This window comes from Sphingobacterium sp. E70 (assembly GCF_019285695.1).
GTDB classification, from domain to species: domain Bacteria; phylum Bacteroidota; class Bacteroidia; order Sphingobacteriales; family Sphingobacteriaceae; genus Sphingobacterium; species Sphingobacterium detergens.
The window spans coordinates 936761-958519 of record NZ_CP079104.1 but is presented as its reverse complement, the minus strand read 5'-3'; the positions used below and the strand labels follow the sequence as shown (position 1 = coordinate 958519).

Here is a 21759-nt window from a genome sequence, read left to right as displayed (position 1 = left end):
CGACTCATGGTACCTTTCCATATTAATCCAGGTGGCAAATTTGGTTTACCAAAAACAACATATTCGATGACTCTTCAGTTGTTTGATCAGGATCGTACTTATTCCAACCGCTATTTTATTACTTCGCTGAATTATTCCTGGTATGAAACAGAGAACAAATATCATAGCTTTACCCCGATAGTATTGGAATATCGGGATGGGAGGTTAGATTCAAATTTTCGAAAAAATCTCGAACAGGAGGGGTATCAATTGTATGTACGTAGTAATGACCGTCAATATTTCGGATTGGGAACGCAATACACCTTTATTCTGAACGGAAAAAGCTGACGAGCAAGGAAGATTTTCAATATTTCCGTGGTACAGTAGATATCAGCGGTAATGTGTTGGATCTGATCAGTAGTATTGCTAAACTACCGGCAAATGCCGATGGTGAGAAAAAATCTTTGGTGTACCGTTTTTGCAATATGCGAAAACCGAATTTGATTATCGTTTGTACCGTAACCTTGGCGGAAATAGACAATTTGTCTTTCGCTTTAATCCGGGGATCGCAATTCCGTATGGTAACAATTCGAAGTTACTGATATTTGAAAAGAGTTTTTATAGTGGAGGGATGAATGGTATACGGGCTTGGCAAGCACGAACCCTAGGGCCTGGCGCATACAATAGGCAAAATTTGAGCGAAGATCTTCGTCTGAATCTAAGGAATTTAGATCAGTTGGGAGAGATCAAATTGGAGGCTAATGCTGAGTATAGATTTCGCATCTTAAATAATTTTTTGGGGGCCAAGATGAACGGAGCAACGTTCGTTGATATGGGGAATGTCTGGCGGCTAAAAAGATGACGATTTAAATCCTGGCGGCGAATTTAAATTCAACAAGTTTTTGGGACAGGTAGCCATTGGTACCGGTTTTGGACTACGCTTTGATTCAGATTACTTTGTGATCCGTCTGGATGCAGGATTAAAGGTAAAAGACCCTCAGTTTTCAGGAAGCAATCAATGGGTCATCAAGAATTTCTTCGATTCAAAAGAATTTAAGGAGCAATATTATCAGACCCATAAACCGGACCGTTATAATTTTATACAGTACAATTTTGGGATAGGTATGCCGTTCTAGGGAACACTATTTTTTTATAAAAAGCTCACTCACCTAGATTACGACTTTGACGTACTGATATTGAATGCTAGCCCTAGCCTAAGAGATTCTTTAGGCTGGAGAAGATTGACTCAAAGATCTTGCTTAAATCTAATCCTTGTGAGTGATTGAATATAAAGAAAACGATTGCCAGTGCAATGGCTGTCATGATTACTTTTTTAAACATGTAGGCGATACCTAATACAATAGCAGGGATGATCAAAAACATCAATCCACTGATGGCAAAAGGAGAAAGCCCATTATCAGTCTTATAGATGTAAAACAGGCGACCTTTAGATTTCTCTTGGTTTTTGTGATTAAAAAATACAAAGGTAGACGATTCGATTTTTTGATTTGGAACAGCTACACCATCGTGAAATTGGAGCGCCTGAGAGAATCCGTTAATGGTAAACATGTAGTTTCCATTGATAGTCTCATTGGTATTACCGATTGAATCCAAAGCGACCACCGCAAGTTTTCCGTTTTTCGAAAGATTCTCTTTTATTACAAAGTCTTGGATATTCTGCTCCTGAGCACTTGCCCAGAAAGGTATCAGTAATAGAAAAAATAGAACCTTTTTCATCTTATTTATATGCTTTTAAATTTTAACTCACCTGTAACAACAGGTCTGACTGATTCCCTTATATCCAGATCTACTATGGAGATAAGTTCATACTGGATGTGTTAAAGAAAGTCCAGTCAAAATGAGAATGCAATTTTAGGAATTTTAATCTTCTTTTGGAAATCTTAAATTATTCGAGGACTGATTCTAATCGAAAACTTCCTTTTTGTTCTCAAATCTTATGGCTAATTTTTCCTTTCGGTGAAGCTCGGATTCTCCAACTTATCTTTTAGTCTATTGATATTAAGTTTCTTCGAGAGATTGCTCCTTTTCATTCTGTCCCCAAATCAAGATGTCAGCAATATTATCTACCTTAAATTCTGCCGCTAGATTGTCCAATTTTTCGGAGAAAGAATGCAGTTGACTTAGCAAGGTGATGAAAGCATTTTTGTGGTTTGATAATCAAGTTCGATTTTATTTTTTGAAAAATATGGAAAGAAAGGTTCGTCTTTATCGTCGTAGAAAATGGTAATCCTTTCTTGATTTTTGGTGATTAGGGGTGAAGGGTGGCACTCAATAACGAAAAATCTTCGAAATTTTCATTTAATATTTTTTTCCATTGTTGGATTTCTTCCATTAGACCACAGCATTGTGGATACAATTCAATCTGTCCATTAATGGAAATTGCATACCCTCCAAATAGTGAGCAAGAGTCTTTTATGGGCATGTCTCCAATATGTAGTTTGATTATTGTTCTTAAATCCTCGATCTTAATGTCAAAAAGTCTATATTGATAAATTCCCATTGCGATTGGATGGGGATACCAATATAGTTTTTCCTTAATTCATTTTCTTGATATAGATCCCATTCTTTCGTATTCGTAAAGGAAGTTCCCTCAGGTACTCTATTGTTTTGGGCTCCCTTTGTGGTAGGAAGTTCAATCAGCGGTATAAAATCTATTTTGTCCGTTAACTTCATTTGTATTGAATCTCATATATCCTAGTCTTTTGGGAGGACTTGCCATCAAAAGTACAATGTAAGAGAATACATTGTACTTAACAAATTTCTAGTTTAAAAAACAGAAGCAAAAAGCAACAATAGTGGGGGCTAGTCATTGCCGGATTCGAACCGGATAATCTTGTTGATTTTACAACTTCATTATTCCTCCCCTTAACGGTGACGAAGTAACTATCGTTTACGGCATTCTGTTTAGAATCAGAAAGGCAGCTGACGAAAAGAGTTTTTTCCGACGTTTTCGATATCGTCTATCTAGAACTGATCGGAAGCAGGATTTGAACCTGCCATTGGACCGAAGTAACTCTTTTCTACGGCACTTATCCAATTTTATCATAAAGCAAGGTAACTAACGAAAAGAGACTGTTTTTCCTGCTCTACCAACTGAGCTACTCTATATACCTATAGAGACAGGACTCGAACCTGTGACACGGGCAACCCAAATGCGAAGTAACTCTTTTCTACGACACTTGCTTATTTTATTCCTTTGATTAATCCCGCAGCCAAATTACTGCAGGATGATCTTATATTTCCACTTGATGGATCTGTTTGACTGCAGATAGGGCGTTGTCCATGCCAGAAAGTATATCAAATACTTTATCCGACCAGCCTGCTAACAGATAAACATCATTTTGTTTAACATCTATGGGCTGTTTTCCATATCCCGCCAAATCGAATAGGTAGAGTTTCGCCGTTGGAGCTAAACTTTTGTAATTATTCCATGACCTCTCTAAAGAATTGCCATTATGATTACTATCCCATAATTGACAGTCAGTAAATATCATTACTTTATCCACAATCTTTTTCTACGGATTAGATCGTCCACGACCAGGTATCCATTTGTCGAATAACCCACTTCACCTTCTCGTTTGTAATACTCCATTACATTCGTCAGCACCTGATGTTTAGGCATATTGATTATCTTGTATGTATCGCCGAATATCCCTGTTGTTACATCTTTACACTGTGATTGTAATAGCATCGCTAACATTAGGCCCACATCATACAGTAAAACCGTACTTTTTGCCGAAATAGGCTTTTGCATAGATCCTGAAACATCACAGGAAATCACAACCGAAGTCTCAAAACCGAAGCCTTTTATATTTCTGGCACTGCATAATGTGGCATCTTCTAGTGCAGTCAATACAGTTGACGTTAAACCCGATTTCAGCACTTTCAACTCTCTATAAGCTGAAAGAAATCTGAACGGAAGTTGCCTAGAGTTGAGTACTGCTTGCTCATTCGATAGATAATTGCAGACCATCAACACATGTTGTGCTGATGCGTTAGCCTCCAGTATATTACGGAGATTTCTGAGCAAAGCCATATACCCCATTTTTTTACTTTCGATCAACTCTTCCCATTTTCTGGCGAAAGCATCAGATCTGGCCAGGGTGTTATCAAAATTTTCCTGACCCAATTTAGAAAGTTCCGTTTCCCAAGTATAGGGGTCGAAAGATTATCCGCTGCGATTCGGTTAAAAATAGCCTGCTGTTGATCGTTCTTAGGACTAGGGTGTACAAGAAAAAGCGCATCTTTTAACTTAATTTCAGCTTCCCTGTTATATTTTGCAAACTGGTATTCATCAAATCTGTTAAAAGAGGCTACAAGACCTTTTTGGATTTGCTTGGAAAGTCTACTTAACTTTTTCGCTCCATTTCTGTTATTTGCAATCTGGTAATAGGCCAGAAGTTCAGTTATCTCGTCAGCACGCAATACTACCCGGCTCACTGTTTTACTAACGATCGACTCGCCAGAGGCTTTCTTCGCTAATTCGACAGCTAGTACTATCGGGATGGACCTTAAGTTCATCACTGTACGTGCATAGACGGCGAGTTTGGCAACAAATATCGATTCGCATGTCATGACCAACTCCTTGATTCGATTTAATCTACTGTTGCCGCTTTCATAAAATGAATCATGCAATCCAGTTGTGACTACCGTAGTATACAATTCCAGTTCTGGTGTCATGAGGTAAGCCTTTGCTTTTTCATGATTCGTAACCAGCTGTTTTTTAGTGTTAAGGAAGTTGAATTTCATAATCATTACATTATCGTTAAACATTTGTGCCAGACTATTCTGAACTGACATTACAAAATTGCAAGCTGACCTACGCGTTATATGTGCGCAATTAGAGGTTAATGTGTGATTAATGTTTATTTTGCTGATTATTAGATTTTTATTTTTTTATTTCGAAAATAAAATGGCTTTGGATAAATGAGTACGCAGACTTATTGCGTAGTTATCTTGTGGGGTAGCGCTAATTGATATAACAACTTTAGATAATTACTTGTTTTGTAGGGTAAATATGCCATTAGAAAAAAATATGGTGGATATATAATACTTTGTAAGCTAGGGGTAGTTCTTTGAATATGTAAAAGGATAAATATTCAGAATACTGACCTGAGCTTAGCTCGTATTTTTTGATAATTCCCACCCTTTTGGGTAGAATGCTAATAAATTGGTTAATGTTCAGGAATAGATATCGAGCAATAAGAACGAGTTAGTGCCCCAATATGGGATGGCGTTACGATAAGCTAGACATTGCATTTATTCAACAGAGTCAAGAGCATGTTCATTAGCGGATAAAGTTACCCGTTGTATTTTTTGCTTTGTTTTTTCTTCGTTTGCCCCACCAGATTAAGAAACCAGTGATGGGCAACGTTGTACTGATGAGTCCGGCTATAAAGGTAGAAAGCTTCCCAATCTGACCAAACCATTGCCCCATATGGAGTTGCCATACCCAATTCTCCACCTTATTGTGTATATGCTCTTCTTTTTTATAAGATAGGGGATCCGGAATATTTGTCAAAGTAATAAGTATAATTGTTTTCGTCGCTTTTCAAGCCAGCACGATCTGCAAGATTGAAGGCAAATACGCCTGATTTTTTAATCATATACCCAATATTTGATCACTTTTTCTGTGGTTGTACTTTAAATAGTTGATCCATCAGCGGGAAAGCATCTATAAAATGTTTGGTCTTATCCGCTTTTGGGAGATCACGATGCCAATCGACAGCGGTAGCTCCAAGAGATTTCATTGTCAGGTTCATCATGGGTTGAAAGAAAATAATTAATCCGGTCATCCCAAGTATAAAACATAAAATTAAGGAGTAGAAACCAAAAACATTGTGGATGTCATAGTTAAATCGCTTGAATTTGGCTTTCCATCGTACGGTAAAGCTGGCTTTTCGGGTGGTTTTGGTCCAACGTTTGGGCCACCAAAGAATTAACCCCGTTAATGTGCTAATGACGAAAATAATGGTCGATAAAATGACAATCCAACCCCAATAGATCCTAACTTCATATGGGCGTGCAGATGTGCCATAATAAAGAAAAAATGAATTGTCTTGTCGTATTTCAGGATCTCACCGGTATATGGGTTCATGTAGATCATCGATAGCCGGATATTCTTGGGGTCGAAACCGTTGATTATAACACTACGGTCGGGGGCATTGTAATAAAGGACATAGGATGGCAAGATCCCTGGTATTTTTTTCTTCTGTATCTCCAGCAGTTGTTCTAATGTCAGCTTTTTTCCGCGTTTGGTGTGATATACTTTGCTGATCCTGCAGAAGCTTCGATGATCTCGTCCGAATATACGATAATGGTGCCCGTGAGGCATACAAAAACCACAATCAAGCCCGATACCACACTTGGCCAGAGGTGTAACCAATTGGCCAAGCGTAATAACGTGCTTTTCTTCTTTTCTTTTTCTTATAAGCGTTCATAGAAACTTAAAATCGATAAGATACGGTTCCCAATATGGTTTTTGTAGGTTGCGCATACAACCAGAAATTGGTGGTCATATAATGTACATTTGTTAGGTTGTTGCCTTTTAAGCTTATCCTGAACTGATCCCTTTCGTAAAAGAGATTTGCATCCAACAAAAAGTAGCCTGGCATTTTAAAGGTATTGAAATCGTCTCCATAAAAACCATCGGAATAGTTACCGCCGACCCCAAATCCAAATCCTTTCATATGTCCGGATTGAATGCTATAGCTCGTCCAGAAGTTGCCTACGTTGAATGGGGTGCCCTGAGGTCTATTGCCTATGGTCTTTTCATCACCTTCGGTAAATTTGGAGTCGTTATAGCCGTATCCCAAAATGAGGTGAAAGCCTGCAAATGGATTGGCCGTAATGTCAAACTCGAACCCGCGACTTAGTCGTTTGCCATTCTGAACGGTCGATGTTTTGCCATTTTCAGCTACAACAGAGAAAGGTACATTCTTAACGTCGATATTATAGTAAGAGGCATTACCATGTAGTTTTTTATTAAAGAGTTCGTATTTAAAACCGAATTCATATTGATTGGCTTCCTGTGGTTTGATCGTTGCAGCATTGAATTGCACACTCTCGATCATTAAATAGCCATTGTTGAAACCGTTGGTATAATTCCCAAATAGGGAAAGCTGATCCGAAAGAACCTCATAAACGGCACCAAATTTTGGCGAGAAATAAGTTTCTTCGAAATCAGATACTAAATTTTTATAGCGGTCCATACGTAGTCCTGCATTCAGGTGAAGACGATTGTTCAGGCTGAAGACATTTGAGAGGTATACCCCATAAGTCTGAAATTTTGTGTTGATTTCGCTTTCTGCCGCAGAACCAAACATTGTCTCAACCTTGGACATATTAATTGTAGGTGTGGTTCCAAAGCGGTCTACCTTGTCATAAAAATTCAGCATCTTACGTGTCGTTAGATATTTATCGTTGTTGTAGTCTACACCGATCAATATCTTATTTTTCCAATTTTCGCCGGTGTAAGTACCTACAAAATTTTGTTGTAAACTGGTTGAGACGAAATGGCTGGGGATACGCATAATTCTTCGCCCAATGGTATCTTGTGTCAAGGGAACTACAAAGAGATAATCGGATTTGTTCGTTGTATTTGCACTGGATACAACAGTCTGTGAATTCCAATGATCGGACATTTTATAGTCCGCAGTGGCCAGCATATTCAGTACATTGGATTTCATGGTCAGGTCATTGGAAGAAAATGATTTCTTGACATCCCAGTTGAAATCCTTTAGGCTATTGAATCCTTTAGGAGATAGCCAACAGCAATCATGTTACGCTCGTTCTGACTCAATTCAGCTTCGATATTTAAGGTCAACCTATCGTTGACTAGAAAGCGGAGGGCAGGGGCAATGAAAGTTGTATTGTCAAGCCCAAAATCCTGGAAGGTCTTCCCGCGTTGGAATGCGCCGTTCACACGAAATAAAACGGTTTTACTATCATTGACGGGGCTGTTGAAATCAAGGGTCAATCGGCTTAGATCATAGGCACCGTAGCTCAAGCTTACATCACCAATTTTATATGGTTTGGGTTTCTTGGTCACTAAATTGATCATCCCGCCATAGGAGATTTCTGTGCTGCTGCCAAATAATGTGCCGGCAGGCCCTTTAATGACCTCGATAGCTTCTATGTTAGCGAGGTCAGCCATTGTCGTCGTACTGGTCCGATAGCCATTTCGTAATGAGCCTGCCCCGTGGAAAAACCACGCATCCGCGCGATTACGGTGAACCCGCCTGCACCTAAGCCATTCGTTACATTGGCAATACCAGGTGCTGCTAGCAACGCTCCTTTCATATCAGTCACTGAACGTTCCTTGAGCAATTCGCTAGGGATAATATTATAAGTCTGTGAGGTTTCTAAGTTTTCCTGTTCGACCTTACCTACTGTGTTGGTTTGCTTTTCGGCAAATTTCATTGAAGCACTTACGGTAATCTCATCCAAAAGGTGATGTTTATTTCCGATATAGACAGTATATTGTTTTAAACCATTGAAAGATAGCTTCTCTTCATAACTCTCGTTGTTGTAACGAATCAACAAAGTGTAAGGTTTGAATTCTGTAAATTCTAATTCCACCCGACCGTTCTTGTCTGTTACTAGTTCTTGATTGTTTTCCATTACCTTTACTGAAGCAGTAGGGACGGGGTTATACGAAAAGTCGAGAATACGTACGAGAACCTTGCTGGATTGCGCATGGGACAACTGTGCGAAGACAACAAATAGAAATATAATATAGTAGGACTTATTCATTTGTATTTAGATTAATTATTAACAACGGCAAAATTATCCCTAATTTCACACAGTTTTCTACGAAATATGGATTTGAAAACCTACGATTTTGATACCTTAAGAGAAATTGCACATGAAACCACTAAAGGAACGATATAATCTCAAGTATTTGCGGAATAAGCAAAAAATGGTGTATCAGGAAAATGATTTTAGCGAATGCTTTTTCAAGGTAAATTTTTATAATATTCCTATTCAGGAACGTTTTATTATTAATGACGACTTTATCATCATTAATTCTTCGGCTGAAGTTGGTCATCCTGTTACTGTGCCTGTCTTGTTGGAAGACGGTGTATTTAAAGTACAGTTTGAATTGGAAGGATATTCAAAGTATACTGATGGAGATACCACAATTGAAATTCATGAGGATTGTTTCAATCTGTTTTATCTGCCTCGCGTCAATGGCAAGTTACATTATAAAAAGAACCGTAAATGTGTCGATATCATGTTTGACAAGGCTTGGTTTGAACGAGAGGTATACCGGAAGTTTCCGGGGTATGCCGGATTCGTTGACTCGCTCAAAATCAATAAACCCACGCTCTTGTTCCGTGAATCCCTACCAATCCGGGCGGATATTAAACAGTTGTTGTATAGTCTTTTGAGTTGCAATCTGCATAGTGATTTAAAATCAAGTTTTTATAGGATCAAGATTGACGAGTTATTATTATTAATACTGTCCTGTCTGGAAGAGTATCAACTGGTTGCGCCTAAAGTTACGAGCCTTTCAAATGATGAGAAGATCATACAGGTCAAAAATTGGATTGCGCAGCAAGAAATCGGAAATATTCGGTTGAAAGAAATTGAAGAATTATTTAATGTGTCAATAAAAGTGCTCAATGCAGGTTTCCAAAAATATGAGGGTTGTTCGATAGCACAATATCTGCGCAAACTGCAAATGGAAAAAGCCTTCATTTTACTAAAAGAGAGGGGATACAGCGTCAATGAGGTTTCCGAGCTATTACGGTATAGCTATCCGCAGCATTTTACAACGGCTTTTACCAAATATTTTGGCTATTCGCCCAAAGAGCTGAAGAATAGTTGAATGGTCTTTTGCTTTATATATTTTTTAATTGGAGCATATCTTGTATCGACATAGAATTTTTATTAATTTTAGAGATAACCATGTAAAACTATTTTTTTGATGAGAAGAATATTATTCGTATTTCTGTTGCTGAATTCAGTGTGTTTCGGCCAACAGAACGTTAATTATAAGATAACCGAGGAATCCATGTCTGAAGGGAAGCTTATACAGTCCAAATCGACCTTTTTTACATTGTCTGCTAACAAATCCGCTTCAAAAAAGACTTTCCGTCAGAAATAACGATTAAAGCTGTAGAATATAAGGATTCCCGTAATCCATTTTTCTTTTCCAGTTTTCATCCTGACAGTAACCAAAATGTTTTGTCTTCCAGCATACTGGTTGATATTTTGATGAACTTACAACAGCCTATTCGATTCAATTTTCAGCATCAAGAGACCATTGTTGATACTTCTTCACTTAGAAAAGAGATCCTGTTAAAGGCCAGGGACTGGCAGTTATCAGACGATATCACAGAGATGGTAAGGAATAATGTTATGGTAGGAGCAGGGTTCCTTTGTAGCAAACTAAATTACCAGTATCTAGACAAAGGTCTGATAAAGAGACTCCAATCCGAACCTATACTCGTCAAAAGCGAACGTTATCAATTAACTAGAAGTGATAAGAAAAATTTGTACCTAGATTTTAGGGATACATCAGGTATTTCGGATGGAGAACTTGTCGTTGATAAGAAAACACTTCAGCCTATCATGTTTTCACGAAGAAGTGAGCATATCCAAGATAATCATTCATTTATCACGACCACTATCATGCAGATGTTGGATACGAATGTATCCAGTACTTACGATCAAACCTATGCGGAGATGTTGTTGTCGGGTAGTTTTGTTAGTAAGGCACTTTATACAAACGAAGCAATTGATAGTGTGAAGGTCATGAAATACATCACTAAAAATGAGGCTATTTTTACGAATAATAGGACATTCGTAAAGAAAAAGTTAGATCTGCTTCAGCAGATTCAAAACTATAAATTATATGATCTGAGTTTGAACGATGTGCCGGTCAACTTGCTTTCGGGTACACATCATCTTTCAAACTTTCTCTACAATGGAGCCATTTCAAGGGATAAATTTATAATCGTAATACCGCTATTAGACAACGAAAAACGATATAATTGGATTCAGAATGTTTTATATCAACAGCTGGGGCGTCCAGCTGCCACAGGAGTGTTGTCTTCTGATGAACAAGCCGATTTATTAATAAATCATTTTTCCGAAATTGAGAAGCAATATACCTATCCGATGATTTTGGGGCAACGGATTATACAACAGGCAGATGATCTGTCACAAGCTAAAAAATTGCTTGAAGAGTTAATGAACCTTAACGATGCTTATTGGATCAATGGAAACGTAGGGAGATATGCGCTACTGGCCTATCAGCGTTTGGTTTCTGTAGATCCGGACTATACCCACCAATTGCTAAAGGATATTATTTCAAGATTAACAGTGCTTTATAATGCCGATAAGACCGAGCATCGAAATATAACCCGTGCACATCTTGCTACAGCTAACTATTTGGCCTACCAAATGACCAGCAAAAGCAATAAGGAAGACGCCTTGAACTATTTGGAGAAAGCGGCTCTGTACTCACCAAAAAATCAGACGGAGACTGCGTATAACTCGTCTTACGATATTATATTTTTGAAATCTAAGAAAAGCTATTCGGAAGATTATCTTACAGAATTGGCCGCGGGCGGTAAGAAAGATGTCGCTTTACAGAAATATATCGATGAGTTTTTGACCGTTCAGGGAACAAGCTATAAGGGGTTACGTGATTTTTACCAGCATTATTATCCAGAACAGAAATTCAGTGAGTTTTTCATTCAGAAGGTCATTCCACAATTACCCGATGCACCAGATTTTGCTTTGGGAATCTGGAGAACAGTAAAATTGCAAAGGCTGACCTGAAAGGTAAATGGACATTGGTTGACTTTTGGGAACTTGGTGCGGCCCCTGTGTCGCAGAGATGCCTAAACTCAATAGTTTTTATGAGCACTTGAAAACTGATAAATTGAAGTCGGACAAAATTGGTTTTATGAGTATTGCATGTAATGATGCTGCAGACAAAGTGAAAAACTTTCTTGCTAAAAACAATTACATTATACCGGTGCTGATGTCAGATGGTCAGGTGGAAAAAACTTAAAGTCAGGGGTATCCAAGCAAGTATATTTTAACACCGGGCGGGAAGCTGATCGCTATGCCATTCGGTTTTGACTGGCAACCTCTGTTAGAAGAAGTCGCGACTTTCTGATGTCACTTTCGTAGTTTGAGGACGTTTATTCATCTTGGATTTTCTTTCTGAAATCATGATATAAGTCCCAGTTTTTGTCCGTTGAAATTTTATAGTTAAATTCTCTTATTTTTTTGAATCCTTTATGCTGTTGAATACTTTTGTCGCACCTATTTTGTCGTTTGTTACAATATAAAAATTCCTTATACCACTGTGTGTATCTCGAAAAACATAGTAATATTTGATATTATTTTCTTTTAGGTACATTTCAATAGTATGCTCAAATTGGTCTAATTCATTAAGTTCCTCATTCGTTGGCAACATTGTCTTTGACGCGTTGCTTACAAAAACTGTCGTTACTTTTACAAAGTTGCAAAATTCTGCCTTATGAGGAAATCTATCAAAAGCCGTATTTCCAACCAGCAAATAAGGAAGATCGTCTTTTGAATTATCAATAGTTTTAAATTCTTCGGGTACTACGTAGGTATCCCGTTGTATTGGTTGACCTTTGTTTATATTTCCGATATCGAAACCGTCATAAGTGGTTTTATATTTATCAGCTATTTTATAGAGTTCTTTGTCTAGTTCGAATAAGCTTTTTGCATTGTGGATCTCTTGTCGTTCCAGATGCAGCCAATAGCTTTTATCATCAGCCTGAAAAATTTCTACAAATTCAAAATTCTGTTTTTTAAGTTCTTTGGCGATTTGATCGAAATGATCTTTTCTATCTGAGGTGAAAAAAATACCCCAAAGCAATATTGTATCTGTATATACTCCATTTGCTTTCATTTTTGAAAACATTCCTTCGATCTCTTCTAAAGGAATTTTGTAAGATTGGGATTTAGGGCTATTACAAGCGAACAGCCCTAGCATACATGTCCAAATAAATAAAATTCTCATCTCCCAGTCTGGATATTATTTCTATTGTCAGAAATTAGGTGGTTAAATGCTATCAAATTCTAGTTAAAGTTCAAATATACCAGTTCATCCAATTAATGAATAATCTAATCATACCACCAATCCATGATTTCATTGGCAAATGATTCTGGATCTATTTCATGGTTGAGAAAGCCATATCTTATAACAAGATCGCTCGCGATAATCTCACTGATTTTCGTACTATAGGCACGCTCTGATAAGTGTTTTAATAATTTATGCGCTAATGGATCAAATTCATCCGATGGTGCACCAGGAATTAAATTCCAGGATTTAATGATTTTCCTGATAATTCTTATTTGACTGTTATATTGGTTTTGCAGAAAATTTCTGTCCATATTTTGGTAAATCCGATAATAACATCATTTATTTTTTCATTAATTCTTGAATCAGTTGACTTTTTACCGTTTTTAAGATTCCTTTTGGGTCATCAATAATTATTTGTCCAAAAATATCTTTTTCAATCGAGGCTCTATTTCCTTTATTGTCGCTAGCGTTATAGTTTCCAAATATATCTTTTGATACCGTTGTACGATTACCTTTGTTGTCACTTATTTCTAAATTATCGAAAATATCTTTTGATACCGTTGTACGATTGCCTTTATTGTCACTTATTTCTAAATTATCGAAAATATCTTTTGATACCGTTGTACGATTACCTTTGTTGTCACTTATTTCTAAATTATCGAAAATATCTTTTGATACCGTTGTACGATTACCTTTATTGTCACTTATTTCTAAATTGTCAAAAATATCTTTTGATACCGTTGTACGATTACCTTTATTGTCACTTATTTCTAAATTGTCAAAAATATCTTTTGACACCGTTTTGCGATTACCTTTGTTGTCACTTATTTCTAAATTTCCGAATATATCTTTTGATATCGTTGTACGATTACCTTTGTTGTCACTTATTTCTAAATTTCCGAATATATCTTTTGATACGGTTTTGCGATTTCCTTTATTGTCACCAATTTCTAAATTTCCAAATATATCTTTTGATACGGTTGTGTGAATTCCTTTATTATCACTAATCGTTAAATCATTTTTGATGACGTTTAGATCTAAACCATTCGAAATGACGGATTTTATGATCTGCTCTCTGATATGATTAGAAAGCGTATCAGTCAACTGCTTTGAATAATTTTTGTCGGAAGAAATAGCAGCTTTTACTGTCAATATCGAAGAGAATAACAGGGCAAAACTAAATAGGATATATAAGCGTTTCATGTGGCTGTGATTTATGATTAAGATACACTTTTTTGGACAAAAATAAATTTTGCCGCATCACATTTTTATTTTATCCAAAACGGTATTTGTATTTATACCGTTATAAATATCTAGCAAAATCTTTTTCAATCATTGTACTGAATTCTCGTGATATCAATACGTTTAAGCTTTTCTTCGCCTAAATGTAGAATTGCTTGTTTACTGGCTTCGATAAAGTAAGGAACTCCAGGGTTGTACCAGTATTCAAAATGTTTTTTATCAGAGATATCAAGTGTGGATGTTTGGGCCATTTTTTTATTTCATTTGCTGGGATGCCCAATTGAGGTAGTAAAGCCAGCAAATATTTTTTTGCATCTGTTGGATTTATAGTTGTTATTTGGGAAATTACGCAAAACTATTATCTAAATCCAGATCATCCGTAAACATTGATATACGCGCAGGAATTGGGGTATTGCCAAATGGATTTTGCATTTCTCCTGTATAAAGCAATGTATCGCGAACTGGATAGATTATTCCGAATGGACTATGAAATAGGAGGATATCTTCGGCAACCATTTGTTCGATCAATTCCTTTGAACTGAACAGTTTTAGAAGGGCCTGATTCATTTTTTTGATTGTTCTGGGGGCATCTTGCCTGATTTCTCGAAATGCTCGGATATCTTATCAAATATGTTTAGCATTTTGTTTTTAATTTCTTCAAAGTTCTCCAGACCCCTATATTGACCGACTTCATCCGTTTTATATGTTGCTTCCATAACCATATCTTTTGCTATATTTTTGATTAATTCTGAGGTAGAACTGTCTGCAAAGGAAAATTTTGACCAATCTATATCATAAGCCCATTTGATTCTATATCCAGTTTCAGAGGAATCCAAAACGGTAAAGTTTGCTTGAAAAGTAGCAGAATCATTTTTTATAAGTTTGTCGTCTTGCCACTGTTGTTTTAATTTTGTGACCTTAAAATTATAAGAGTCTCCATTCTGCCAGTAGGCGACAAAGGGAATACTATCGACCTTAGTTTGGCCTATTACTTTGTGAGCGATTAAGAACAGAAACAGTGCGAGATAACTTACTTTCATACGTTTTGTTAATTTAAATTTTAAATATGGCTTTTTTACAAATTTATAGTTATTTCTTTAAATATTGGTAGGACAGGTTAGTGGCTATTGTTCTAGCAGACTATAAGCCCAATCCTTTTAATCCGCTAACAATATCCAGATAAAATTGGGGTATATGCAAATTTCCGATATTTCTACGCATTATATCGGTTATAGCAGCATGCGAAATACCTTTTGCGCACGTATGTGTTCAAACCGATCACCCCAAACGGCATTTTGAAGTGGTATCATTCCGTCATTCTCACCAGCTACCCGTGTTAGGTATTTAAAGGTTAGAGCATATAGCAAATCGTCCTGAGCGGTATTCATTGTTGATGCAAAGCTCTGATAATATACATTTTCCATATTGGGGTTGGACTGATTGAAAGCATGCATTTCTTTTATGCTTAGATTCCGTATCAATTCCGTCGGATTAGGCGATTGGCCACCAAGTAAGAATGAAATCCGTTGTACAAGTTTTTTTGTAATGGAGCCTCCAGATAGATGTTTTTCCATTAAATAGTCTGCTATTGGTGTGCCCAAATGTGGTGTTGATAGCGTACTTAGCGATGCGACTATTTCATGTCCACCTAGTGCTGAAATAAAGTGCCTAGCGTCTATTCCGCCCTTGGAATGGGCGATCAGGTTAAATTTTTAGTCCCCGTTGTTTCTACAAGCCTCAACAGATTTGCTTTTAATAGCTGTGCGTTATTGGCAACATTAGCCCAGCCATCTGTTTTTCCGTAATAAAACAGAATGTTGTTGTCTCTAAAAGCCTTTGGAATTCTTCCCAAAACAAACTGTTATCTCTGGCAGCTGTACCATGGATAAGAACGATGGGATATTTTAACCTAAGATCTGTCATTTGAGAATTGAGAAAAGTCTTACTAAAGCTATGATTTAAACGCTAATATTTATAATCCAATCAAAAAGTGTCAATTTTTTTAAAAATAATGAAGATTTATTCCATGTATGATTATCTAAGGAAACGATTGACTTATTTGATGTGTCTGGCGGAGGGAGAACTGGGAGCTATGCGTCTGTTAGATGTCGTTTAATAGGTTTTTAAGGCGGATTAAGAGGTTTAATAAAAAGTATTTGAAAATGCATTTTTACTAAAATAATTAGTATTTTAATTTGTGTTTAGCTATCTTTGTACTATTCACTTGCAGAAGTAATACCAATTAAATAAATAATTATGTTATCAGATCAAACTTTAATATCGGACATAAAGGCGATTATTTCCAAATCTAGAGATGATGCTATTCGTGTGGTAGATCATCAGCGTACATTGATGTATTGGCATATCGGCAAACGTATTTTCGAAGAGGAGCAACAAGGTAAGGATAGGGCTGATTATGGGAAATACATCATAAAATATCTTTCAGAGGAGCTGCAACCTGAGTTTGGTAGTGGTTTTTCCGCTAGACAGTTGAATTGGTACCGCCAGTTTTATCGCACCTTTCCAATTGTGTCTACACTGTGGACACAATTGAGTTGGAGTCAATACAAGCTACTTTTAAGTCTTAATAGCGAGGAACAGCGAGAATTTTATGTCGCCGAAACCATAAAGAATAACTGGACTGTCCGACAGCTTGAGCGGCAGATCAATACCAGTCTATATGAACGCCTATTACTTAGTAACGATAAAGAAAGTGTGTTGGCTGTTGCAAAAGAGAAAAGATGCCTTCCGATGCGAAGGAGATCATCAAAGATCCAATGGTACTCGAGTTTTTAGGTTTAAAGCGAGAGAGTGCGTATTATGAAAAAGACCTTGAAGGCGCTATTATCACCCATCTGCAGGAGTTTTTGCTGGAATTAGGGAATGGCTTTTCCTTTGTTGCCCGCCAAAAACGTATACATATTGAAGGCGATGAGTTCTTTGTTGATTTAGTTTTTTACAATCGTCTATTGCAAAGCTTTGTGATTATTGAAATCAAGACACATAAATTAACGCATCAGGATATAGGTCAATTGCAAATGTATGTCAATTACTACGATCGTATTGAAAAGCTCCCACATGAGCATCCCACGATTGGTATTTTACTTTGCGCAAGTAAAAATGATGCGGTCGTGAAATTTACCCTTCCCGAAGAACAAAAACAGATCGTTGCCAGTCAATACGAACTTTATTTGCCTACCGAAAAGCAGTTGCTGGACGAGTTAAATAAAGAACTGGATAGTTATGTAAGCAAAGGTGGAGTTGAGTAGATCACTGAGATTTTATTCTACCTTACTGCATCTTCAAAAGTTGGCCTTTGACGTTTTCCTGCTATGACATCCCGCACAATGGATGCAATATTTTTATTTATTTTGTCATTGGGGTCCAATTTAATAGCATTTTCAACTGCCTTTAGTGCTTCCGTATCTTTAAGAGCGATGAGTACTATTATTTGCAACCCGAGAAAAAAGAAGTAACTGCGAAAAATATGCCGCTTTGCTAGATTTTAGGCTGAATATTGATTGAAAATTTTGACAGCATTTTCTGTGTTTTTCCTGTATGATTTAGATCCTTGCTGGTTTTTTCAATTTTATTTTTCAAACATAGAATATTTTGTACATTTGTATCGAATAAAATCGAAATAGAAATGGCAGAAACTGTACAACCAAGAGCTCCAAAGACAACTGATAATAATGCGAATCAAACTCATTACTACAAAACATTGGTAGTAGCTATCGCTTTAGGTTTAATAGGCACATTTATCCGTTTTGTACCGGATGTATGTACTGCAATGGGACAACAAACATTTTTGTTCTCTGCGATAGCAAATATCTCATTGATCATAGGTACGCTTATTGCATTTAAAACTGTTTTCGGGATTTTGGGATTTGGAAAAAATCGTGACTAATTAAAAGTCATTTAATGATATTGGAAAGCCTCAGTTTTTACTGGGGCTTTTTGTGCCTATATGTGATGTTTTAATAGGAAGTTGATAAGAGTAAAGTAAGTTCACATACAAGTGAAATTTTACCCCAAACAGAAAAGGGCAGCATGGAAAAGAGTGCCATCAAAGAGAAAGCGGGTAAACTATTGCGGGGTAATTATTTATTTGATAGGCCAAAAAAGGGCATCAATTATTTAATTGATGCCTTTTCGCTATGAATGCTGTATAGACTATGCAAATAATGACCAGGTACCCCATGGAATACGAGCTAGCATTAAAATTAAACCGATGATGTAAAAAATCACAACAGTTTGATTTGCTTTTCTCGAGTTTTCCATCTTTTTAGCTTTTGAGTAACCGATGGTAATCAATACAATGGCAATGATCATCGTTAAAGGGTGCTCAATGATTTTTAAACGCAATGTTGGATCTTTCATCACGGCGCCAGAGATCATCGATGGATACTTCAAATAAAAGTATAAGATCAATCCCACTAATAATTGGATATGCGATACGATAAAACCTAATAAGGCAATTTTACGGTTGTAAGGTTTGTTGCCTAAATAGTTCATTAAGGTGATCACAATAGATATCACCAGGGCTAGCAATAAGACAATTGCTATTGTCGAGTGTAAGTGTAACATAAAAGCTCTCTTTAATTGTTTCCTAAGTTAGCAAAGATAAAAATATAATGAATGTATTTGTTAAAAATCATTGTTCTAGCAGAAATACCTCTGCAATTGGGTTGAAAAGGTACATGCGTTTGCTGGTTAACTCCATACATTTATAGCGTTTTCGTATTTTCTCAATTCGCTGAAAAGACCTTCCGTTCTTTAATTTAAAAAATGTCCATCTTCTAATGCTTCTACTGTGAGTGCATTGCTTTTGGCCTTGTCATAGGCCTTCAATGTCCGAAAGAGATGAAGATCGGTACAGCTCGATGCCGCTGGATTTTCCATATAACTGTGTATCGCATTATTGACATCGGTTGGGAAGATACTGAGTTTTAAAAAGGATCCATCAACTCCTTAAAGTGTTTCTTCCATTCAGTCCCATGTGGTTTTACGCGGTGTTGATGCTTATTCCAGGTCTGAAGATGTGCAAATTCGTGTATGGTCGTGATCAGAAAGGAATAAGGATTCAGGTCATGATTGACCGAGATACGATGTGGACTACCCTTAAACGGAGCACGATAATCCCCAGTTTGGTGCTTCTGGACCGGGAAATTTTAAATAAGCATGCGGTGTGATTTATCCAATTGGATATAATAGAGCTGCTTCTTCGGGCATGTATTTTTGAGGGTTGCACTGTAATCTTGCATGCCGTAAAAATAGTGATTTATTCATGCTCACATAATAATCGGAGGACATTATTTTGTCACTGGCAAACATTTTATTGTCAAAAGATCGTGTTTATCCGCAGGAATCTGCGGGGTAATTCGCTGTGGTTGGTTCATCCTGGTACGATCAATATGATGGATTTGAAGTGACATTTACAAATGAAAGCACTATAAATCGTTTATGAAAAAGGTGTTTTTAACTATAATATTTAGTTTTTATTTGGAATTTTGATATTATTTTTAGTATTTAGTGCCGTTAAATAAAATTCAAGAAGACAGTGTTCGAAACCGGTGCAATATTTTTTTGAAACAAAATGCATTGAAATCGGCTGAGTTTTAGGTAAATTACCTACTAAAGAAAGGATCATAAAAGATACGATTAATCCGGATGAGGAACGGTTTTCCTCTCAACTGTAAAATAGACCTTCAAGAATATGCTAGATACCTTACATATTAAGAATTATGCCCTGATCAATGTATTGGAAATCCAATTTGATAGTGGCTTGAATATGATTACTGGGGAGACTGGAGCGGGTAAATCCATTATTATGGGAGCACTTTCCTGATTTTGGGTAACAGAGCAGAGGAAAACATTTTTTGATCCATCAAAAAATGCGTGATCGAAGGAGAGTTTAACATTGGAGCTTATCAATTAAATAACTTCTTTGAGCAGAATGATTTAGATTATGCGGATCATACGATTATCAGAAGGGAAATAACGCCAGATGGTAAATCCCGTGCTTTTGTCAATGATTCGCCAGTTACATTGGCGATACTAAAGCAATTGGGCGAGCAATTGATCGATGTACATTCGCAGCACGCGACTTTGCAGGTCAATACGGAGGAATTTCAATTTCTGGTTGTTGATAGTGTTGCTGGTTCATTTGTATTGAAACAGAACTACAAAGAAAGCTATGCTGCCTATAAAAAGGCAAAGCGGGAATTGGAGGAACTGAAAGAGACGGTAAAGAAGGCAGCGATAGAATTGGATTATTTTCAATTTCAGTTTGATGAGCTGGATGGAGCGAAACTGATTGCTGATGAACAGGGGACACTCGAACAGCAGCAGCGTCAATTGGAAAATGCAGAGGATATCAAACGGGCCCTAAATGCTGCTTCGCATTTGTTGGAAAACGAAGATACGGCAATATTGACGCAATTGAAAGATACAATGACACAAGTTGAGGGTATATCTTCTTTTTGCCCGAAGCGTCTGATCTCTCTGTGCGGTTGAAAAGTACCTTGATTGAGCTGAAAGATGTGGCTGCCGAGTTGGCCTCACTTGAAGAAGATACACAATTGGATGAAGGAACTTTATTGGAGATTAATGAACGATTGAGCTTACTTTATTCATTACAGAAAAAGCATCATGTTGATTCTGTTGAGGAACTCATTCAGCTTAGAGATGATCTGGAGACAAAGCTAATCGCTATCAATTCCTCCGATGAACAATTGGAGCGACTGGAAGCTGAGGTTGTGCAGAAGTTAGCGATTGCATTGCGGAATGCGAAGGAACTATCGGAAGCGCGCAAATTAGTGCTGGATAGGATTGCCAAGGACGTGCAAAATACCCTGTCGAATGTCGGTATGTCAAATGCGATGCTTCAGATTGTATTAGAGCCATTAAAAGAAGGCGAGATGCGTGAATCTGGAATAGATACCATTCAGTTTCTATTTTCGGCCAATAAGGGGCAGGCATTGCAATCTATCCATCGTGTAGCTTCAGGGGAGAACTTTCTCGTGTGATGCTGGCGATAAAGTCGCTGGTTGCTAAAACTTCGGCTTTACCAACGATTGTTTTTGATGAGATCGATACTGGAATTTCGGGTGAGGTTGCATTACGTGTGGGTGAGGTCATGGAAAATCTAGCCGAAAATATGCAGGTGATTGCCATCTCGCATTTGCCACAAATTGCTTCAAAAGGGGCAGCGCACTTTAAAGTATACAAAGAAGATAACACCAATCGTACCATATCAAATATCGTTCGTTTGGATCAATCCGGAAGGGTAAAAGAGATCGCACAGATGCTGAGTGGAACAAACCCGACAGATGCTGCGGTAGAGCATGCTGAGTTGTTGTTGAAAGGGGAGTAATTGGGTTGGATGGCCTGCCGTACTAGAGAAGGGCAAAAAAATAAAACCTCAGAATATTTATTCT

Annotated in this window: 37 protein-coding genes and 1 tRNA gene; 13 read left to right on the top strand and 25 right to left on the bottom strand. The window is 37.2% G+C overall.

The annotated features are described in order from the left end of the window. Positions 1-6 precede the first annotated feature (6 nt). The 3 genes from KUH03_RS06905 (at position 7) to KUH03_RS06895 (ending at position 1115) form a co-directional block, all read left to right on the top strand. Positions 7-327 carry a hypothetical protein gene (locus KUH03_RS06905; protein ID WP_257092140.1) on the top strand — a complete coding sequence of 107 codons (321 nt, stop codon included), beginning with the start codon at positions 7-9 and terminating at the stop codon, positions 325-327. Between the two features lie 130 nt (positions 328-457). Next, positions 458-841, top strand: a complete 384-nt coding sequence (locus KUH03_RS06900; RefSeq protein ID WP_257092139.1) for a BamA/TamA family outer membrane protein — start codon at positions 458-460, stop codon at positions 839-841. Positions 842-881: 40 nt separating this feature from the next. Beyond that, positions 882-1115, top strand: coding sequence for a hypothetical protein (locus KUH03_RS06895; protein ID WP_257092138.1), 234 nt, complete (start codon positions 882-884; stop codon positions 1113-1115). Positions 1116-1188: 73 nt separating this feature from the next. Here the strand turns inward: KUH03_RS06895 and KUH03_RS06890 are convergent, their stop codons facing one another. From KUH03_RS06890 to KUH03_RS06825, 14 genes are all read right to left on the bottom strand, one after another. Further along, positions 1189-1716: a hypothetical protein gene (locus KUH03_RS06890; protein WP_223584644.1), complete on the bottom strand. Its 528-nt coding sequence runs from the start codon at positions 1714-1716 to the stop codon at positions 1189-1191. 282 nt (positions 1717-1998) lie between these two features. Beyond that, the gene (locus KUH03_RS06885) at positions 1999-2127 is read right to left on the bottom strand and encodes a hypothetical protein (protein ID WP_257092137.1); all 129 of its coding nucleotides are present in this window, start codon (positions 2125-2127) and stop codon (positions 1999-2001) included. Positions 2128-2248: 121 nt separating this feature from the next. Beyond that, positions 2249-2422 carry a hypothetical protein gene (locus KUH03_RS06880; RefSeq protein WP_257092136.1) on the bottom strand — a complete coding sequence of 58 codons (174 nt, stop codon included), beginning with the start codon at positions 2420-2422 and terminating at the stop codon, positions 2249-2251. Between the two features lie 29 nt (positions 2423-2451). Continuing rightward, positions 2452-2673 carry a hypothetical protein gene (locus KUH03_RS06875; protein WP_257092135.1) on the bottom strand — a complete coding sequence of 74 codons (222 nt, stop codon included), beginning with the start codon at positions 2671-2673 and terminating at the stop codon, positions 2452-2454. A 301-nt stretch (positions 2674-2974) separates the two neighbouring features. Then, positions 2975-3103 (bottom strand) — tRNA-OTHER (locus tag KUH03_RS06870). 130 nt (positions 3104-3233) lie between these two features. Beyond that, positions 3234-3494: a hypothetical protein gene (locus tag KUH03_RS06865; protein WP_257092134.1), complete on the bottom strand. Its 261-nt coding sequence runs from the start codon at positions 3492-3494 to the stop codon at positions 3234-3236. Further along, positions 3494-4063: a TROVE domain-containing protein gene (locus tag KUH03_RS06860; RefSeq protein WP_257092133.1), complete on the bottom strand. Its 570-nt coding sequence runs from the start codon at positions 4061-4063 to the stop codon at positions 3494-3496. Before KUH03_RS06860 ends, KUH03_RS06865 begins: the two co-directional genes overlap by 1 nt. After that, positions 4060-4749, bottom strand: a complete 690-nt coding sequence (locus KUH03_RS06855; RefSeq protein WP_257092132.1) for a TROVE domain-containing protein — start codon at positions 4747-4749, stop codon at positions 4060-4062. The genes KUH03_RS06860 and KUH03_RS06855 overlap by 4 nt, the downstream gene beginning before the upstream one ends. A gap of 538 nt (positions 4750-5287) precedes the next feature. After that, positions 5288-5521, bottom strand: a complete 234-nt coding sequence (locus tag KUH03_RS06850; protein WP_257092131.1) for a PepSY domain-containing protein — start codon at positions 5519-5521, stop codon at positions 5288-5290. Between the two features lie 100 nt (positions 5522-5621). Continuing rightward, positions 5622-5984 carry a PepSY-associated TM helix domain-containing protein gene (locus KUH03_RS06845; protein WP_257096747.1) on the bottom strand — a complete coding sequence of 121 codons (363 nt, stop codon included), beginning with the start codon at positions 5982-5984 and terminating at the stop codon, positions 5622-5624. Between the two features lie 253 nt (positions 5985-6237). Beyond that, complete coding sequence (locus KUH03_RS06840) at positions 6238-6393, bottom strand: PepSY domain-containing protein (RefSeq protein ID WP_257092130.1); 156 nt, start codon at positions 6391-6393, stop codon at positions 6238-6240. A 53-nt stretch (positions 6394-6446) separates the two neighbouring features. After that, positions 6447-7688 carry a TonB-dependent siderophore receptor gene (locus KUH03_RS06835; protein ID WP_373564650.1) on the bottom strand — a complete coding sequence of 414 codons (1242 nt, stop codon included), beginning with the start codon at positions 7686-7688 and terminating at the stop codon, positions 6447-6449. 50 nt (positions 7689-7738) lie between these two features. Continuing rightward, on the bottom strand, positions 7739-8155 hold the full coding sequence (locus KUH03_RS06830) for a hypothetical protein (RefSeq protein ID WP_257092129.1): 417 nt from the start codon (positions 8153-8155) through the stop codon (positions 7739-7741). Further along, positions 8134-8754 (bottom strand): hypothetical protein, encoded by a 621-nt coding sequence (locus KUH03_RS06825; RefSeq protein ID WP_257092128.1) that lies wholly within the window; start codon positions 8752-8754, stop codon positions 8134-8136. Before KUH03_RS06825 ends, KUH03_RS06830 begins: the two co-directional genes overlap by 22 nt. A 112-nt stretch (positions 8755-8866) precedes the next feature. Between KUH03_RS06825 and KUH03_RS06820 the strand changes: the two genes are divergently transcribed. The 3 genes from KUH03_RS06820 to KUH03_RS06810 all read left to right on the top strand — a co-directional run bounded on the left by KUH03_RS06820 (position 8867) and on the right by KUH03_RS06810 (position 12028). Continuing rightward, positions 8867-9832 carry a helix-turn-helix transcriptional regulator gene (locus KUH03_RS06820; RefSeq protein ID WP_257092127.1) on the top strand — a complete coding sequence of 322 codons (966 nt, stop codon included), beginning with the start codon at positions 8867-8869 and terminating at the stop codon, positions 9830-9832. Positions 9833-10191: 359 nt separating this feature from the next. Then, positions 10192-11793 carry a hypothetical protein gene (locus KUH03_RS06815; protein ID WP_257092126.1) on the top strand — a complete coding sequence of 534 codons (1602 nt, stop codon included), beginning with the start codon at positions 10192-10194 and terminating at the stop codon, positions 11791-11793. A gap of 25 nt (positions 11794-11818) precedes the next feature. Then, positions 11819-12028 (top strand): TlpA disulfide reductase family protein, encoded by a 210-nt coding sequence (locus KUH03_RS06810; RefSeq protein WP_257092125.1) that lies wholly within the window; start codon positions 11819-11821, stop codon positions 12026-12028. A gap of 213 nt (positions 12029-12241) precedes the next feature. On the opposite strand, the gene KUH03_RS06805 is transcribed toward KUH03_RS06810, so the two are convergent. The 8 genes from KUH03_RS06805 to KUH03_RS06770 all read right to left on the bottom strand — a co-directional run bounded on the left by KUH03_RS06805 (position 12242) and on the right by KUH03_RS06770 (position 16172). Continuing rightward, positions 12242-13015: a ribonuclease E inhibitor RraB gene (locus tag KUH03_RS06805; RefSeq protein ID WP_257092124.1), complete on the bottom strand. Its 774-nt coding sequence runs from the start codon at positions 13013-13015 to the stop codon at positions 12242-12244. 104 nt (positions 13016-13119) lie between these two features. Further along, the gene (locus KUH03_RS06800; protein ID WP_257092123.1) at positions 13120-13389 is read right to left on the bottom strand and encodes a hypothetical protein; all 270 of its coding nucleotides are present in this window, start codon (positions 13387-13389) and stop codon (positions 13120-13122) included. A 28-nt stretch (positions 13390-13417) separates the two neighbouring features. Further along, on the bottom strand, positions 13418-14281 hold the full coding sequence (locus tag KUH03_RS06795; protein WP_257092122.1) for a hypothetical protein: 864 nt from the start codon (positions 14279-14281) through the stop codon (positions 13418-13420). Between the two features lie 125 nt (positions 14282-14406). Beyond that, positions 14407-14571 (bottom strand): hypothetical protein, encoded by a 165-nt coding sequence (locus KUH03_RS06790; RefSeq protein WP_257092121.1) that lies wholly within the window; start codon positions 14569-14571, stop codon positions 14407-14409. A gap of 94 nt (positions 14572-14665) precedes the next feature. Next, the gene (locus KUH03_RS06785; protein ID WP_257092120.1) at positions 14666-14887 is read right to left on the bottom strand and encodes a hypothetical protein; all 222 of its coding nucleotides are present in this window, start codon (positions 14885-14887) and stop codon (positions 14666-14668) included. Beyond that, positions 14884-15360 carry a hypothetical protein gene (locus KUH03_RS06780; protein WP_257092119.1) on the bottom strand — a complete coding sequence of 159 codons (477 nt, stop codon included), beginning with the start codon at positions 15358-15360 and terminating at the stop codon, positions 14884-14886. The genes KUH03_RS06785 and KUH03_RS06780 overlap by 4 nt, the downstream gene beginning before the upstream one ends. A 189-nt stretch (positions 15361-15549) precedes the next feature. Then, a complete protein-coding gene (locus KUH03_RS06775) occupies positions 15550-15921 on the bottom strand; it encodes a hypothetical protein (protein WP_257092118.1) in 372 nt (123 codons plus the stop codon). A 98-nt stretch (positions 15922-16019) separates the two neighbouring features. Then, complete coding sequence (locus KUH03_RS06770) at positions 16020-16172, bottom strand: hypothetical protein (RefSeq protein ID WP_257092117.1); 153 nt, start codon at positions 16170-16172, stop codon at positions 16020-16022. A gap of 404 nt (positions 16173-16576) precedes the next feature. On the opposite strand from KUH03_RS06770, the gene KUH03_RS06765 reads away from it, so the two are divergent. The 3 genes from KUH03_RS06765 (at position 16577) to KUH03_RS06755 (ending at position 18227) form a co-directional block, all read left to right on the top strand. Then, positions 16577-17116 (top strand): DUF1016 N-terminal domain-containing protein, encoded by a 540-nt coding sequence (locus KUH03_RS06765; protein ID WP_257092116.1) that lies wholly within the window; start codon positions 16577-16579, stop codon positions 17114-17116. Then, the gene (locus tag KUH03_RS06760; RefSeq protein WP_257092115.1) at positions 17098-17589 is read left to right on the top strand and encodes a DUF1016 domain-containing protein; all 492 of its coding nucleotides are present in this window, start codon (positions 17098-17100) and stop codon (positions 17587-17589) included. The genes KUH03_RS06765 and KUH03_RS06760 overlap by 19 nt, the downstream gene beginning before the upstream one ends. 377 nt (positions 17590-17966) lie before the next feature. Then, positions 17967-18227, top strand: coding sequence for a hypothetical protein (locus KUH03_RS06755; protein ID WP_077438329.1), 261 nt, complete (start codon positions 17967-17969; stop codon positions 18225-18227). Between the two features lie 266 nt (positions 18228-18493). Here the strand turns inward: KUH03_RS06755 and KUH03_RS06750 are convergent, their stop codons facing one another. The 3 genes from KUH03_RS06750 to KUH03_RS48225 form a co-directional block, all read right to left on the bottom strand. Beyond that, complete coding sequence (locus KUH03_RS06750) at positions 18494-18907, bottom strand: hypothetical protein (protein ID WP_120259976.1); 414 nt, start codon at positions 18905-18907, stop codon at positions 18494-18496. A gap of 189 nt (positions 18908-19096) precedes the next feature. Then, positions 19097-19222: a hypothetical protein gene (locus tag KUH03_RS45515; RefSeq protein ID WP_306429501.1), complete on the bottom strand. Its 126-nt coding sequence runs from the start codon at positions 19220-19222 to the stop codon at positions 19097-19099. Between the two features lie 47 nt (positions 19223-19269). Further along, positions 19270-19377 carry a hypothetical protein gene (locus KUH03_RS48225; protein WP_373564787.1) on the bottom strand — a complete coding sequence of 36 codons (108 nt, stop codon included), beginning with the start codon at positions 19375-19377 and terminating at the stop codon, positions 19270-19272. A 659-nt stretch (positions 19378-20036) separates the two neighbouring features. Between KUH03_RS48225 and KUH03_RS45510 the strand changes: the two genes are divergently transcribed. Genes KUH03_RS45510 through KUH03_RS45495 form a run of 4 tightly spaced genes read left to right on the top strand, consistent with a single transcriptional unit; the run spans position 20037 to position 21695 of the window. After that, entirely contained in the window at positions 20037-20168 is a 132-nt protein-coding gene (locus KUH03_RS45510; RefSeq protein WP_306429500.1) for an AAA family ATPase, read from the top strand. Positions 20169-20218: 50 nt separating this feature from the next. Continuing rightward, positions 20219-20836 carry a hypothetical protein gene (locus KUH03_RS45505; RefSeq protein ID WP_306429499.1) on the top strand — a complete coding sequence of 206 codons (618 nt, stop codon included), beginning with the start codon at positions 20219-20221 and terminating at the stop codon, positions 20834-20836. Further along, on the top strand, positions 20827-21348 hold the full coding sequence (locus KUH03_RS45500) for a hypothetical protein (protein WP_306429498.1): 522 nt from the start codon (positions 20827-20829) through the stop codon (positions 21346-21348). Before KUH03_RS45505 ends, KUH03_RS45500 begins: the two co-directional genes overlap by 10 nt. Further along, positions 21348-21695 (top strand): hypothetical protein, encoded by a 348-nt coding sequence (locus KUH03_RS45495; protein ID WP_306429497.1) that lies wholly within the window; start codon positions 21348-21350, stop codon positions 21693-21695. The genes KUH03_RS45500 and KUH03_RS45495 overlap by 1 nt, the downstream gene beginning before the upstream one ends. The last annotated feature ends 64 nt before the right edge of the window (positions 21696-21759 follow it).

Coding starts and splice junctions, on each gene's coding strand:
- KUH03_RS06905 (WP_257092140.1), top strand. CDS start 7: ATGGTACCTTTCCATATTAATCCAGGTGGCAAATTTGGTTTACCAAAA.
- KUH03_RS06890 (WP_223584644.1), bottom strand. CDS start 1,716: ATGAAAAAGGTTCTATTTTTTCTATTACTGATACCTTTCTGGGCAAGT.
- KUH03_RS06880 (WP_257092136.1), bottom strand. CDS start 2,422: ATGCCCATAAAAGACTCTTGCTCACTATTTGGAGGGTATGCAATTTCC.
- KUH03_RS06875 (WP_257092135.1), bottom strand. CDS start 2,673: ATGAAGTTAACGGACAAAATAGATTTTATACCGCTGATTGAACTTCCT.
- KUH03_RS06865 (WP_257092134.1), bottom strand. CDS start 3,494: ATGATATTTACTGACTGTCAATTATGGGATAGTAATCATAATGGCAAT.
- KUH03_RS06855 (WP_257092132.1), bottom strand. CDS start 4,749: ATGAAATTCAACTTCCTTAACACTAAAAAACAGCTGGTTACGAATCAT.
- KUH03_RS06835 (WP_373564650.1), bottom strand. CDS start 7,688: ATGAAATCCAATGTACTGAATATGCTGGCCACTGCGGACTATAAAATG.
- KUH03_RS06830 (WP_257092129.1), bottom strand. CDS start 8,155: ATGGCTGACCTCGCTAACATAGAAGCTATCGAGGTCATTAAAGGGCCT.
- KUH03_RS06825 (WP_257092128.1), bottom strand. CDS start 8,754: ATGAATAAGTCCTACTATATTATATTTCTATTTGTTGTCTTCGCACAG.
- KUH03_RS06820 (WP_257092127.1), top strand. CDS start 8,867: ATGAAACCACTAAAGGAACGATATAATCTCAAGTATTTGCGGAATAAG.
- KUH03_RS06805 (WP_257092124.1), bottom strand. CDS start 13,015: ATGAGAATTTTATTTATTTGGACATGTATGCTAGGGCTGTTCGCTTGT.
- KUH03_RS06800 (WP_257092123.1), bottom strand. CDS start 13,389: ATGGACAGAAATTTTCTGCAAAACCAATATAACAGTCAAATAAGAATT.
- KUH03_RS06795 (WP_257092122.1), bottom strand. CDS start 14,281: ATGAAACGCTTATATATCCTATTTAGTTTTGCCCTGTTATTCTCTTCG.
- KUH03_RS06790 (WP_257092121.1), bottom strand. CDS start 14,571: ATGGCCCAAACATCCACACTTGATATCTCTGATAAAAAACATTTTGAA.
- KUH03_RS06785 (WP_257092120.1), bottom strand. CDS start 14,887: ATGAATCAGGCCCTTCTAAAACTGTTCAGTTCAAAGGAATTGATCGAA.
- KUH03_RS06780 (WP_257092119.1), bottom strand. CDS start 15,360: ATGAAAGTAAGTTATCTCGCACTGTTTCTGTTCTTAATCGCTCACAAA.
- KUH03_RS06765 (WP_257092116.1), top strand. CDS start 16,577: ATGTTATCAGATCAAACTTTAATATCGGACATAAAGGCGATTATTTCC.
- KUH03_RS06760 (WP_257092115.1), top strand. CDS start 17,098: ATGGTACTCGAGTTTTTAGGTTTAAAGCGAGAGAGTGCGTATTATGAA.
- KUH03_RS06755 (WP_077438329.1), top strand. CDS start 17,967: ATGGCAGAAACTGTACAACCAAGAGCTCCAAAGACAACTGATAATAAT.
- KUH03_RS06750 (WP_120259976.1), bottom strand. CDS start 18,907: ATGTTACACTTACACTCGACAATAGCAATTGTCTTATTGCTAGCCCTG.
- KUH03_RS45515 (WP_306429501.1), bottom strand. CDS start 19,222: ATGGAAAATCCAGCGGCATCGAGCTGTACCGATCTTCATCTCTTTCGG.
- KUH03_RS45510 (WP_306429500.1), top strand. CDS start 20,037: ATGCTAGATACCTTACATATTAAGAATTATGCCCTGATCAATGTATTG.
- KUH03_RS45495 (WP_306429497.1), top strand. CDS start 21,348: ATGCTGGCGATAAAGTCGCTGGTTGCTAAAACTTCGGCTTTACCAACG.